Raw genomic sequence first — 13,052 nt, forward strand, 5'->3', positions numbered from 1 at the left:
GCGTCGTACCACGTCCTCGCCGGGGGACGAATGTCCCGGAACGTCATGGGTGAACGGCTCGGCGCCTCACTGGCGGCTGACCGTCCGGGTCACACCGGTGACGACCGTCGTGGCCAGGATCCAGCCGGTGACGATGAGGGCGTAGCCGAGGTACTGGTACCAGCCGGTCGGCGCGAACGCCTCCTCCTGGCCGAAGGAGATCACCGGCAGCAGCAGGTCGAGGGTGTAGAACACCGGGTTGAAGTGCGGGGCCTCGGACGGCTTGAGGGCGGCCGGGTGATGCAGGCCGTAGGCGATCGAGCCTATGGCCAGCAGCGACAGCAGCCAGGCGAAGGCGCGCAGCGGGCGGAAGCCGTAGCCGACGGTGACGTCCTGGACGTAGCCCCAGATCCGGCCGTAGCGCGGGAGGGTGCCGCGCAGCCGGCGCTGCTTGGCGAGCTGGACGCTGCGGGCGGCGTAGTCGTCGCCGGTGCGGCGGTAGGCGAGGGCCAACTGCTCGTAGGCGTGCGGGACATAGCCGTCGCCGTCCTGCTCCAGCATGGTCAGGCGGCGCTCGGCGGGCTCGTGGGGGATGAGTGAGGTGTAGACGAGACTGTTCAGGTGGACCCGGCCCGGCACCACCTGCGGCTCCAGCAGCAGGACGTCGATCTGGGCACTGCTCAGCACCACACCGCCCTCGACGGGCGGGCTCTCCCGCAGCCAGAGTTCCCCGATGCTGGCGCTGCTGGCCAGCAGCGCGGAGCTGCCGGGGTTCGACAGGGTGCTGTACGACAGGTCGAGCCGGCCCGCGATCCGGGCACCGCGCAGTCCGACCCAGCCCTCGACGTTGGCGTACCGGAACAGGATGTTGCCGGCGACGACCAGCACCTCGGCGTCGATGGCGGAGTGTCCGGGGTGGGAGAGCTGCGCGGTGTTGAGGTTGACCGACCCGGCGACACTCGCGCCGCTGAGCCGGATCTGCCCCTGGGTGCGCAGTCCGGCGGCCCGGAGGTCGTCGCCGACCGAGGCCTGGTTGAGCTGGAGGACCGGCTCCTCGGCGTCCGGGACGATGATCTCCGAGCCCTCCATGAAGAGACTCCCGGCGACCTTGACCTCCGCGAGCCGCACCACACCCCGGAACCTGGCCCGGGTCAGCCGCAGCACGCCGTCCACCCGCATCGCGTGCGCCGTCAGCCCGGGCAGGAAGGAGTCGCCGAGGTTGAGTTCGCGCAACCGGGCGGCGTAGCAGCGGGGCACCTCGTCGAAGTGGCAGTAGCGCAGCCGCACGGGGTGGTCGACCGTCGCGTACTGCAGGTCGAGCCGACCGGTGATCCGGGCGCCCGCCAGGCTGAGGGACGGTATCTCCCCTGCTTCCTGCGGCCCGTTGAGCAGCAGCGCCCGCAACACCGCGGCGCGCACGGTTCGTTCGGGCCCCCAGTCGCCGCCGAGGGCGATGTCCTCGTCCTCCGCCGTACGGAAGTCCACGGACTCGCCCAGCGGGAAGGCCCGCCACACCTGTTCCTCGGCCGGTGTCAGATCGTTGATCTCCATCGAGGGCGACTCTAGCCCGGCGGCTGTCGTGGGCACAGGGGACGAGCGCGGCCCGGACCGCGCTTCAACGCGTGGTCCGGGCCGGGGAGTTGTGCCGTTACGGCCGGGTGTTCCACTCGGCGATGACGGGGCGGTCGTGCTCGGTGGAGAGGCGGCTGACGGTGCCGGTGGCCAGCTGGAACAGCCGGCCGTCCGCCGCCGGCAGGCCCAGCCTGCGTGCCGTGAGGACGCGCAGGAAGTGGGCGTGCGCCACCAGGACCACGTCACCGTCGACGAGCGCGGAGTCCACCCGCTTCAGCACCTGGTCGGCGCGTGCGCCGATCTCGTCCGGGGACTCGCCCGGGTGTCCGGCGGGGCCCGGCGGCACGCCGTCGGTCCACAGGTACCAGTCGGGGCGGGTGCGGTGGATGTCGACGGTGGTGACGCCCTCGTAGCCGCCGTAGTCCCACTCGTGCAGGTCGGGGTCGGGTACGGCCCCGGTGATGCCCGCGAGTTCGGCGGTGCGTATGGCCCGGTCCAACGGGCTGGTCAGGGCGAGTGCGAAGGTCCGGCCGGCCAGGAGCGGGGCGAGGGTCTTGGCCTCTTCCTCGCCGTGCCGGGTGAGGGGCAGGTCGGTCCAGCTGGTGTGCTGTCCCGACACGCTCCACTCCGTCTCACCGTGGCGGACCAGCAGAAGATCCCCCACGGCGCGCCTACTTGGTCTCGACGGCGTGGCCGCCGAACTGGTTGCGCAGGGCCGCGACCATCTTCATCTGCGGCGAGTCCTCCTGGCGGGAGGCGAACCGGGCGAAGAGGGAAGCGGTGATCGCGGGCAGCGGCACGGCGTTGTCGATGGCCGCTTCCACGGTCCAGCGGCCCTCGCCGGAGTCCTCCGCGTAGCCCTTGAGCTTGTCCAGGTGCTCGTCGCTGTCAAGGGCGTTGACGGCGAGGTCGAGGAGCCAGGAACGGATGACCGTGCCCTCCTGCCAGGACCGGAACACCTCGCGCACATCCGTCACCGAGTGGACCTTCTCCAGGAGCTCCCAGCCTTCGGCATAGGCCTGCATCATGGCGTACTCGATGCCGTTGTGGACCATCTTGGAGAAGTGCCCGGCGCCGACCTTGCCGGCGTGCACGAAGCCGAACTCGCCCTCGGGCTTGAGCGCGTCGAAGACCGGCTGCACCTTGGCGATGTTCTCGGCATCGCCGCCGACCATCAGCGCGTAGCCGTTCTTCAGGCCCCACACCCCACCGGAGACACCCGCGTCGACGAAACCGATGCCCTTGGCGCCCAGCTCCTCGGCGTGCTTCTCGTCGTCCGTCCAACGGGAGTTGCCGCCGTCGACCACCGTGTCACCGGGCTGGAGCAGCCCGCCCAGCTCGTCGACGACCGACTGGGTCGGGGCGCCGGCCGGGACCATCACCCAGACCGTGCGCGGCGCTTCGAGCTTGGCGACCAGTTCGGCCAGGTCGCTCACGTCGGAGATCTCGGGATTGCGGTCGTAGCCGATGACGGTGTGGCCCGCGCGGCGGATGCGCTCGCGCATGTTGCCGCCCATCTTGCCGAGGCCGATCAGTCCGAGCTGCATGTCAGTTCACTTCCTGGGAATCGCGGAGCGTCCGGTAGGTGGCCACGAGAGCGGCGGTGGAGGAGTCGAGACCGGGCACGTCCGCGCCTTCGGTCAGGGCGGGTTCGACGCGCTTGGCGAGGACCTTGCCCAGTTCGACGCCCCACTGGTCGAAGGAGTCGATGTTCCAGATGGCGCCCTGCACGAACACCTTGTGCTCGTAGAGCGCGATGAGCTGTCCGAGCACGGAGGGGGTCAGCTCGCGGGCCAGGATGGTGGTCGTGGGGTGGTTGCCCTTGAACGTCTTGTGCGGGACCAGTTCCTCCGCCACACCCTCCGCGCGCACCTCGTCGGGCGTCTTGCCGAACGCCAACGCCTGTGTCTGCGCGAAGAAGTTGGCCATCAGGAGGTCGTGCTGTGCCTTGAGGCCGTCGCTCAGCTCGGCGACCGGGTTGACGAAGCCGATGAAGTCCGCCGGGATCAACTTGGTGCCCTGGTGGATGAGTTGGTAGTAGGCGTGCTGCCCGTTGGTGCCGGGTGTGCCCCACACCACCGGCCCGGTGCCCCACTCCACCGGGTTCCCGTCCCGGTCGACCGACTTGCCGTTGGACTCCATGTCCAGCTGCTGCAAGTAGGCGGTGAACTTGGAGAGATAGTGCGAGTACGGCAGCACCGCGTGCGACTGCGCGTCGAAGAAGTTGCCGTACCAGACGCCCAACAGGCCAAGCAGCAAAGGTGCGTTGGACTCGGCGGGCGCGGTGCGGAAGTGCTCGTCGACGAGGTGGAAACCGTCGAGCATCTCGCGGAAGCGGTCGGGACCGATGGCGATCATCAGCGACAGCCCGATGGCCGAGTCGTACGAGTAGCGCCCGCCGACCCAGTCCCAGAACTCGAACATGTTGTCCGTGTCGATGCCGAAGTCCGACACCTTCCCGGCGTTGGTCGACAGCGCCACGAAGTGCTTCGCGACCGCCTTGTCGTCACCGCCGAGACCCTCAAGGAGCCACGTCCGGGCGGATGTTGCGTTGGTGATCGTCTCGATCGTCGTGAAGGTCTTGGAGGCGACGATGAACAGCGTCTCGGCCGGGTCGAGGTCGCGGGTGGCCTCGTGCAGGTCGGCGCCGTCCACGTTCGACACGAAGCGGACCGTCAACTCGCGGTCGGTGAAGGCGCGGAGGGCCTCGTACGCCATGGCCGGACCGAGGTCCGAGCCGCCGATGCCGATGTTGACGACATTGCGGATACGGCGGCCGGTGTGGCCGGTCCACTCGCCGGAGCGGACGCGCTCGGCGAAGTTCGCCATCTTGTCGAGCACGGCGTGCACGGCGGGGACGACGTTCTCGCCGTCGACCTCGATCACCGCGTCGCGCGGGGCGCGCAGCGCGGTGTGCAGGACCGCGCGGTCCTCGGTGACGTTGATCTTCTCGCCGCGGAACATGGCGTCCCGCAGGTCGAACACGCCGGTGGCGGTGGCGAGTTCCTGGAGGAGGGCGAGGGTCTCGTCCGTGATCAGGTGCTTGGAGTAGTCGATGCGCAGATCGCCGACGGTGACCACGTACCGCTCCGCGCGCTCCGGGTCCGCCTCGAACAACTCACGCAACTGCGGGTGCAGTTGACCCGCGCGGTGGTCCTCCAGTGCGACCCACTCGGGCCGCCGCACGAGCTTGGGGGAGTCAGACATGAGAAGGGGTCTCCTTGGTGCCCTCGGCCCGCAGGGCGATGGCGTACATCTCGTCGGCGTCGAGGCGCCGCAGCTCCTCGGCGATGAGTTCGGAGGTGGTGCGGACCTTCAGCGCGAGGGTGCGGGAGGGCTGCCCGGGCAGGGACAGCGTGGCCAGCGGCCCGTCGGGGCGGTCGATGACGACCTCGCCGGCGGCGGTACCCAGGCGTACGGCGGTGACGACCGGTCCGGCGGTGACCACACGGTCGATCTTCACCTTCAGCCGGGCCTCCAGCCAGCGCGCCAGCAGCTCCGCGGCCGGGTTGTCGGCCTCGGCCTCCACGGCACCCGAGGTGATCCTGGCCTTGGCCTGGTCGAGGGCCGCCGCCAGCATCGAGCGCCACGGGGTCAGGCGGGTCCAGGCGAGGTCGGTGTCGCCGGGCGCGTAGGCACGGGCGCGGGCGTCCAGCGCCTCCAGGGGGTTCTCCGCCGCGTACAGGTCGGTGATCCGGCGCTGTGCCAGGGCGCCCAGCGGGTCCTTCGAGGGGACCTCGGGCGCCTCCACCGGCCACCACACGACGACCGGCGCGTCCGGCAGCAGCAGCGGCAGCACCACGGAGTCGGCGTGGTCGGACACCTCGCCGTAGGTCCGCAGTACGACCGTCTCGCCGGTGCCCGCGTCGGCGCCCACCCGGACCTCGGCGTCGAGGTGCGAGTTGGTACGGTCCCGCGGGGTGCGGGCGTGCCGCTTGATGACGACCAGGGTGCGCGAGGGGTGCTCGTGCGAGGCCTCCTCGGCCGCCTTGATCGAGTCGTAGGCGTTCTCCTCGTCCGTGACGATGACCATCGTCAGGACCATGCCCACGGCAGGGGTGCCGATGTCGCGGCGACCCTGCACCAGCGCCTTGTTGATCTTGCTTGCCGTGGTGTCGCTCAGGTCGATCTTCATGGCCTGCGCCAGCTCCGTCCGTCTCGTGCGAGCATCTCGTCCGCCTCCTCGGGACCCCAACTGCCCGAGGAGTACTGCGCGGGCTTGCCGTTCTGTGCCCAGTACTCCTCGATCGGGTCGAGGATCTTCCAGGACTCTTCCACTTCCTGGTGGCGCGGGAACAGGTTGGCGTCGCCGAGCAGTACGTCCAGGATGAGCCGCTCGTACGCCTCCGGGCTCGACTCCGTGAACGACTCGCCGTAGGCGAAGTCCATGGACACGTCCCGGATCTCCATCGAGGTGCCCGGCACCTTCGAACCGAAGCGGACGGTCATGCCCTCGTCGGGCTGGACGCGGATGACGATCGCGTTCTGGCCCAGCTCCTCGGTGGCGCTGGAGTCGAAGGGGGAGTGCGGCGCGCGCTTGAAGACGACCGCGATCTCCGTGACGCGCCGCCCGAGCCGCTTGCCGGTGCGCAGATAGAAGGGGATGCCCGCCCAACGGCGGTTGTCCACCTCCAACTTGACGGCCGCGTAGGTGTCGGTCTTCGACTGCGGGTCGATGCCGTCCTCCTGGAGGTAGCCGACGACCTTCTCGCCGCCCTGCCAGCCCTCCGCGTACTGCCCGAACACCGTGTGCTCGCCCAACTCCTTCGGCAGCCGCACCGACTTGAGCACCTTGAGCTTCTCGGTGAGCAGCGCCTCCTCGTCGAAGGCGATCGGCTCCTCCATGGCGGTCAGCGCCATGAGTTGGAGCAGGTGGTTCTGGATGACGTCACGCGCCGAACCGATGCCGTCGTAGTAGCCGGCACGCCCGCCGATGCCGATGTCCTCGGCCATGGTGATCTGGATGTGGTCGACGTAGGACCGGTTCCAGATGGGCTCGTACATCTGGTTGGCGAAGCGCAGCGCCAGGATGTTCTGGACGGTCTCCTTGCCGAGGTAGTGGTCGATCCGGAACACCTGGTCCGGGTCGAACACCTCGTGCACGATCTTGTTCAGCTCACGCGCGCTCTTCAGATCGCGCCCGAACGGCTTCTCGATGACCGCCCGCCGCCAGGAACCCTCGCCGGCCGTCGCGAGACCGTGCTTCTTGAGCTGCTGGACGACCTTCGGGAAGAACTTCGGCGGTACGGAGAGGTAGAACGCGTAGTTGCCGCTCGTACCGCGCGAGGTGTCCAACTCGTCGACGGCCGCGCGCAGTTGCTTGAACGCGGTGTCGTCGTCGAAGTCGCCCGGGATGAACCGCATGCCCTCGGCGAGCTGCTGCCAGACCTCCTCGCGGAACTCCGTCCGGGAGTGCTCGCGGACCGAGTCGTGCACCACCTGCGCGAAGTCCTGGTCCTCCCAGTCCCGCCGGGCGAACCCGACGAGGGAGAAGCCCGGCGGCAGCATGCCCCGGTTGGCCAGGTCGTAGACGGCCGGCATGAGCTTCTTGCGGGAGAGGTCACCGGTGACACCGAAGATGACCAGCCCGGACGGGCCCGCGATACGGGGGAGCCGGCGGTCGCGCTCGTCGCGCAGCGGGTTGTCCCAGTGGGTGGTGAGGGCGTCCTCGACGTCCTCGACGGTGAGTCCCTGCCCGGCCGTTGCCGTTGTGGGAAGTTCCGCGCTCATTCCCCGTCGACCCCCTTCCCGCTCAGCGACTTCGCGACGGCGTCCAGCAGGTCCTGCCAGGCCACCTCGAACTTGGCGACGCCCTCGTCCTCCAACTGCTTGACGACGACGTCGTACGAGATCCCGAGGCGTTCTACGGCGTCCAGGTCGGCGCGCGCCTGCGCGTAGCCGCCGGTCACCGTGTCGCCGTGGATGTCACCGTGGTCGGCGGTGGCGTTGAGGGTGGCCTCCGGCATGGTGTTGACCGTGCCGGGCGCGACCAGCTCGTCGACGTACAGGGTGTCCTTGTAGGACGGGTCCTTCACACCGGTCGAGGCCCACAGGGGGCGCTGCTTGTTGGCGCCGGCACCGGCGAGAGCGGTCCAACGGTCACCCGCGAAGACCTCCTCGTAGGCCTGGTAGGCGAGCCGCGCGTTGGCGAGGGCGGCCTTCCCCTTGAGGGCGAGGGCCTCGTCCGTGGCGAGCGCGGTCAGGCGCTTGTCGATCTCGGAGTCGACACGCGAGACGAAGAAGGAGGCCACGGAGTGGATGGTCGACAGGTCGATGCCCGCGGCGCGGGCCTTCTCCAGGCCGGCCAGGTAGGCGTCCATGACCTCGCGGTAGCGCTCCAGGGAGAAGATCAGCGTGACGTTGACGCTGATGCCCTCGCCGATGACCTCGGTGATGGCCGGGAGACCGGCCTTCGTCGCCGGGATCTTGATCATCACGTTGGAACGGTCCACCAGCCAGGACAGCTGCTTGGCCTCGGCGACGGTCGCCGCCGTGTGGTGGGCGAGGCGCGGGTCGACCTCGATGGAGACCCGGCCGTCCCGGCCGCCGGTCGCCTCGTGGACCGGGCGAAGGATGTCGGCGGCGGCGCGGACGTCGGCCGTGGTCATCATCCGTACGGCTTCCTCGACCGTCACCTTGCGCACGGCCAGGTCGGCGAGCTGCTCCTCGTAACCCTCTCCGGAGCCGATGGCGGCCTGGAAGATGGACGGGTTGGTGGTGACGCCGACGACGTTCTTCGTGTCGACGAGTTCGGCGAGGTTGCCGGACTCGATCCGCTTGCGCGACAGGTCGTCCAGCCAGATGGAGACGCCCTCGTCGGACAGGCGCTTGAGTGTTCCCGCGGTGGCGGTCACTTCGGTCACTGTGATCATCTTCTTTCTGGCGATCGGATCAACCGCGCGCGGCGGCAAGGGATTCCCTGGCTGTCGCGGCGACGTTCTCGGCCGTGAAACCGAACTCGGCGAACAGGGTCTTGGCATCGGCGGAGGCGCCGAAGTGTTCGAGGGAGACGATGCGTCCTGCGTCACCCACGAACCGGTACCACGTGAGACCGATCCCGGCCTCGACCGCAACGCGGGCCTTCACGGACGGCGGAAGGACGCTGTCGCGGTACTCGCGCGACTGCTCCTCGAACCACTCCACGGACGGCATCGACACCACCCGCGTGCCCACGCCCTCGGCCTCCAGCTGCTCCCGCGCCTCGACGGCGAGGTGCACCTCGGAACCGGTCGCGATCAGCACGACGTCGGGGGTCTCGGTGGAGGAGTCCTCGAGGACGTAACCGCCGCGCGCCGCATCGGAGTTGGGCGCGTACGTCGGCACACCCTGACGGGTCAGCGCGAGGCCGTGCGGGGCGGGCTTGGTGGCGTGCCGCTTGAGGATCTCGGCCCAGGCGATCGCGGTCTCGTTGGCGTCGGCGGGGCGCACGATGTTCAGGCCCGGGATCGCGCGCAGCGAGGCCAGGTGCTCGACCGGCTGGTGCGTGGGGCCGTCCTCGCCGAGACCGATGGAGTCGTGCGTCCAGACGTACGTCACCGGGAGCTGCATCAGTGCGGAGAGGCGGACGGCGTTGCGCATGTAGTCGGAGAACACCAGGAAGGTGCCGCCGTAGACGCGGGTGTTGCCGTGCAGGGCGATGCCGTTCATCTCGGCCGCCATCGAGTGCTCGCGGATACCGAAGTGGATCGTACGGCCGTACGGGTCGGCCTCCGCAAGCGGGTTGCCCTTCGGGAGGAACGACGAGGTCTTGTCGATGGTGGTGTTGTTCGAGCCGGCCAGGTCGGCGGAGCCGCCCCACAGCTCGGGCAGGACCGTTCCAAGTGCCTGGAGGACCTTGCCGGACGCGGCGCGGGTGGCGACGGAGGAGCCCTCCTCGAACACCGGCAGGGACTGCTCCCAGTCCTCGGGGAGCTGACCCGCGAGGACCCGGTCGAAGAGCTTCGCGCGCTCGGGTTGGGCGCCGCGCCACTTGTCGAGCTGCTTGTCCCACGCGGAGTGCGCCTCGGCGCCCCGGTCCAGGGCCCGGCGGCTGTGCGCGAGAACCTCGTCGGCGACCTCGAAGGACTGCTCGGGGTCGAAGCCGAGGACGCGCTTGGTGGCGGCGACCTCGTCGGCGCCGAGCGCGGAGCCGTGGGCGGCCTCGGTGTTCTGGGCGTTGGGGGCGGGCCAGGCGATGATCGTGCGCATGGCGATGATCGAGGGGCGCGCGGTCTCGGCCTGCGCCGCCCTGAGCGCCGTGTACAGCGCGTGCGGGTCGATGTCGCCGTCGGCGCCGGGCTCGATGCGCTGGGTGTGCCAGCCGTAGGCCTCGTACCGCTTCAGCACGTCCTCGGAGAAGGCGGTCGCGGTGTCGCCCTCGATGGAGATGTGGTTGTCGTCGTAGACGAAGACGAGGTTGCCGAGCTTCTGGTGTCCCGCGAGGGAGGAGGCCTCGGCGGAGATGCCCTCCTCCAGGTCGCCGTCGGAGACGATCGCCCAGACCGTGTGGTCGAAGGGCGACTCGCCCTCGGGGGCCTCGGGGTCGAACAGGCCGCGCTCGTAGCGGGCGGCCATGGCCATGCCCACAGCGTTCGCGACACCCTGTCCGAGCGGCCCGGTCGTGGTCTCCACACCGGCCGTGTGCCCGTACTCGGGGTGACCAGGCGTCTTCGACCCGTGCGTCCGGAACGCCTTCAGGTCGTCGAGCTCCAGCTCGTACCCGGCGAGATACAGCTGTGTGTACAGCGTCAGCGAGGTGTGGCCGGGGGAGAGGACGAAGCGGTCGCGACCGGTCCACTCGGGATCCGCGGGGTCGTGACGCATCACCTTCTGAAAGATCGTGTACGCGGCGGGGGCCAGGCTCATCGCCGTGCCCGGGTGCCCGTTGCCGACCTTCTGCACCGCGTCAGCGGCCAGAACGCGGGCGGTGTCGACGGCACGACGGTCGAGATCGGTCCACTCGAAGCTGTCAGGTGTGTGCGCGTTCATCTTCAAGAAGTCCTCGGTAAGAGCGGTAGAACTGCTCGGACGCCTTCAAATCTAAAAGTCTGACTTTTACGAGGGAAGGTGTCGGTGTGCCAGCCTGTGGTGAAAGTGGGACACCGGAACCCGTACTGAGGCGGCACGAGAAGGACATGGCGGACAGAACCATCCAAGGCGCAGCCGGTGACGGCGACGTGATCAGAACGTTTCCCTTCCCTGTCGATCTGAGCGTCTGCGGCGTCGGCATGCAGGTCGGCCCGATGGGCACCGGGCGCACCTGGCACGCGGACGCGCCCCTGCACCGCGTCCACCGCATCGACTTCCATGTGGTGATGCTCTTCGACGAGGGCCCGGTCCGCCACATGATCGACTTCGCCGGGTACGAGGCGGCGGCCGGCGACATCCTGTGGATCCGCCCCGGCCAGGTCCACCGCTTCTCACGCATGGACGAGTACCGAGGCACGGTCCTGACCATGCAGCCCGGCTTCCTCCCCCGCGCCACGGTCGAGGCGACCGGCCTCTACCGCTACGACCTCCCGCCCCTCCTGCACCCCGACGAGCCCCGTCTGGCGGCCCTCCGTGCCTCGTTGGGCCAACTCCAACGCGAGTACGAGGACTCGACCACGCTCCCGCTGAGCCTGCACACCTCGGTCCTACGACACTCCCTGACGGCCTTCCTGCTACGGCTCGCGCATCTCGCGGCCAGCTCGGCGGAGGCGGCCCGGCAGCAGGCCGACACGACGTTCACGCTCTTCCGTGACGCCGTCGAGAAGGGCTTCGCCACCAACCACAGCGTCAGCGCCTACGCCGACGCCCTCGGCTACTCCCGCCGCACCCTCGTCCGCGCGGTCCGCGCCGCCACCGGCGAGACCCCGAAGGGCTTCATCGACAAACGGGTCGTCCTGGAGGCGAAACGGCTGTTGGCCCACACGGATCTGCCGATCGGGCGGGTGGGGGCGGCAGTTGGCTTCCCCGACGCGGCGAACTTCTCGAAGTTCTTCCAGCAGCACACGGATGTGACGCCGGCGGGGTTTCGGGCGGAGTTGCGGTGAGGGCGAGGGCACACCGAAAGGGGCCCCACGCACACGCGTGAAGCCCCTTGCCTCCGTGGCGAGTTGGGATCAATGCCCGAAGTCGAACCAGTTCACGTTCACGAAGTCCGCCGACTGCCCGCTGCTGAACGTCAGATAGACGTCATGGGTGCCGGTGACCGAGCTGATGTTGGCCGGCACCGTCTTCCACGACTGCCAGCCCCCGGTGTTGGCCAGCGCGAAGCTGCCGATCGGGGTCGCGGTCGGGCTGTCCAGGCGTACCTGGACCAGACCGCTGACCCCGCTCGCCGCGCCGCTCGCGACCCGGCCGTAGAACTGGGTGGCCGCCGTGGAGCCGAAGTTGACGCCCTTGTAGAGTGCCCAGTCGCCGTTGGCTATCGAGCCGAGGTCCTGGCCGCCGCCGGTGTCCGTGGTGGTTTCGGCGATCGTGCCGGACTGGCTGTCGTAGGACTCGGCCTGGATGGCGCCGTAGGCGTCCCGGTTGCCGGTCGGTGGGGTCGTGGTACCGCTCCCACTGCCCGTGGACTGGAGCACCTGGACGTAGTCCACCGTCATCGGGTGGTTGGGGTCGGTGGCGCTGGTGGGGCCGCCGCCGTACGCCGCCGGGAAGCCGCCGCCCATCGCCACGTTCAGGATGATGAAGAAGCCGTGGTTCGTCGCATTGGCCCAGGTCGTCGCGTCGACCTGACTGGCGTTGACCGTGTGGAAGTTGACGCCGTCGAGGTAGAAGCGGATCTGCTCGGGGCTGGTGGACCGGTCCCACTCCATGGCGTAGGTGTGGAAGCCGGCCTGGCAAGTGGTGCCGGTGCAGGCGGTGTTGCCGCCGATGCCGGTCGTCTCGTTGCAGGGGCCGCCCGGGCTGGTGCCGCAGTGCATGGTCGCCCAGTCGGTGTTGAGACCCTGGACGTTCTCCATGATGTCCAACTCGCCCACGCTGGGCCAGTTCTGGTAGTTGCCCCGGTAGGGCGCGCCCAGCATCCAGAACGCGGGCCAGTAGCCGAGCGCCGACGAGCCCGTGACGTTGGGCATCTGGATGCGGGCCTCGACGCGCAGCTTCCCGCCGGCCGGCGGCTGGAAGTCGGTGCGGTTGGTCTCGATACGGCCCGAGGTCCAGTTGCCGGAAGCGTCCCGGCGCGGGGTGATCAACAGGTTGCCGTTGCCGTCGAGTGCCACGTTGTTGGTGGAGGAGGTCATCGACTCGACCTCGCCGGTGCCCCAGTTGGCGGCGCCGCCCGGGTACGAAGTCCCGGTGTCGTACTGCCAGTTGGTGGTGGAGACGCCGGTGCCCGCGGTGCCGTTGAAGTCGTCGAGGAAGACCTGCGTCCAGCCCGTGGGGGGCGTGGGCGCGGAGGCGTCCGCGGGCAGGGTGAAGGCCGTGGCGGTGGCGATCGCGAGGCCGAGGGTGCTGAGGGCGGCGATCAGAACGCGCCGGAGGGGACGGGGTCTGCGCTGCGTGCCGGAGGTTTCACTCATGGGTGCCTCTCGGAT

General features: G+C 69.4%; 10 protein-coding genes. 1 reads left to right on the forward strand and 9 read right to left on the reverse strand.

Features of this window, described 5'->3' with window-relative positions; genetic code table 11:
* Positions 1 to 66 precede the first annotated feature (66 nt).
* The 8 genes from ACFXC1_RS37465 to tkt form a co-directional block, all read right to left on the reverse strand.
* Positions 67 to 1,530 carry a membrane-associated oxidoreductase gene (locus tag ACFXC1_RS37465; protein ID WP_381251456.1) on the reverse strand — a complete coding sequence of 488 codons (1,464 nt, stop codon included), beginning with the start codon at positions 1,528 to 1,530 and terminating at the stop codon, positions 67 to 69.
* 97 nt (positions 1,531 to 1,627) lie between these two features.
* The gene (locus ACFXC1_RS37470; RefSeq protein WP_381251458.1) at positions 1,628 to 2,215 is read right to left on the reverse strand and encodes a histidine phosphatase family protein; all 588 of its coding nucleotides are present in this window, start codon (positions 2,213 to 2,215) and stop codon (positions 1,628 to 1,630) included.
* Between the two features lie 7 nt (positions 2,216 to 2,222).
* On the reverse strand, positions 2,223 to 3,098 hold the full coding sequence (gene gnd, locus ACFXC1_RS37475) for a phosphogluconate dehydrogenase (NAD(+)-dependent, decarboxylating) (protein ID WP_381251460.1): 876 nt from the start codon (positions 3,096 to 3,098) through the stop codon (positions 2,223 to 2,225).
* Between the two features lies 1 nt (position 3,099).
* A complete protein-coding gene (pgi, locus tag ACFXC1_RS37480; RefSeq protein WP_381251462.1) occupies positions 3,100 to 4,758 on the reverse strand; it encodes a glucose-6-phosphate isomerase in 1,659 nt (552 codons plus the stop codon).
* Positions 4,751 to 5,686 carry a glucose-6-phosphate dehydrogenase assembly protein OpcA gene (gene opcA, locus ACFXC1_RS37485; protein WP_381251463.1) on the reverse strand — a complete coding sequence of 312 codons (936 nt, stop codon included), beginning with the start codon at positions 5,684 to 5,686 and terminating at the stop codon, positions 4,751 to 4,753. Before opcA ends, pgi begins: the two co-directional genes overlap by 8 nt.
* Positions 5,683 to 7,281 (reverse strand): glucose-6-phosphate dehydrogenase, encoded by a 1,599-nt coding sequence (gene zwf, locus ACFXC1_RS37490; RefSeq protein ID WP_381251465.1) that lies wholly within the window; start codon positions 7,279 to 7,281, stop codon positions 5,683 to 5,685. Before zwf ends, opcA begins: the two co-directional genes overlap by 4 nt.
* Complete coding sequence (gene tal, locus ACFXC1_RS37495; RefSeq protein ID WP_381251467.1) at positions 7,278 to 8,423, reverse strand: transaldolase; 1,146 nt, start codon at positions 8,421 to 8,423, stop codon at positions 7,278 to 7,280. Before tal ends, zwf begins: the two co-directional genes overlap by 4 nt.
* Positions 8,424 to 8,442: 19 nt before the next feature.
* Positions 8,443 to 10,518 (reverse strand): transketolase, encoded by a 2,076-nt coding sequence (gene tkt / locus ACFXC1_RS37500; RefSeq protein ID WP_381251469.1) that lies wholly within the window; start codon positions 10,516 to 10,518, stop codon positions 8,443 to 8,445.
* 146 nt (positions 10,519 to 10,664) lie between these two features.
* On the opposite strand from tkt, the gene ACFXC1_RS37505 reads away from it, so the two are divergent.
* Positions 10,665 to 11,564: a helix-turn-helix domain-containing protein gene (locus ACFXC1_RS37505; RefSeq protein WP_381251471.1), complete on the forward strand. Its 900-nt coding sequence runs from the start codon at positions 10,665 to 10,667 to the stop codon at positions 11,562 to 11,564.
* 69 nt (positions 11,565 to 11,633) lie between these two features.
* Here ACFXC1_RS37505 and ACFXC1_RS37510 read toward each other — a convergent pair whose 3' ends face one another.
* The gene (locus ACFXC1_RS37510; protein WP_381251472.1) at positions 11,634 to 13,037 is read right to left on the reverse strand and encodes a glycoside hydrolase family 16 protein; all 1,404 of its coding nucleotides are present in this window, start codon (positions 13,035 to 13,037) and stop codon (positions 11,634 to 11,636) included.
* Between the last annotated feature and the right edge of the window lie 15 nt (positions 13,038 to 13,052).

Origin of the sequence: Streptomyces hokutonensis, from assembly GCF_042751305.1 — a bacterium.
Lineage (GTDB): Bacteria > Actinomycetota > Actinomycetes > Streptomycetales > Streptomycetaceae > Streptomyces > Streptomyces hokutonensis_A.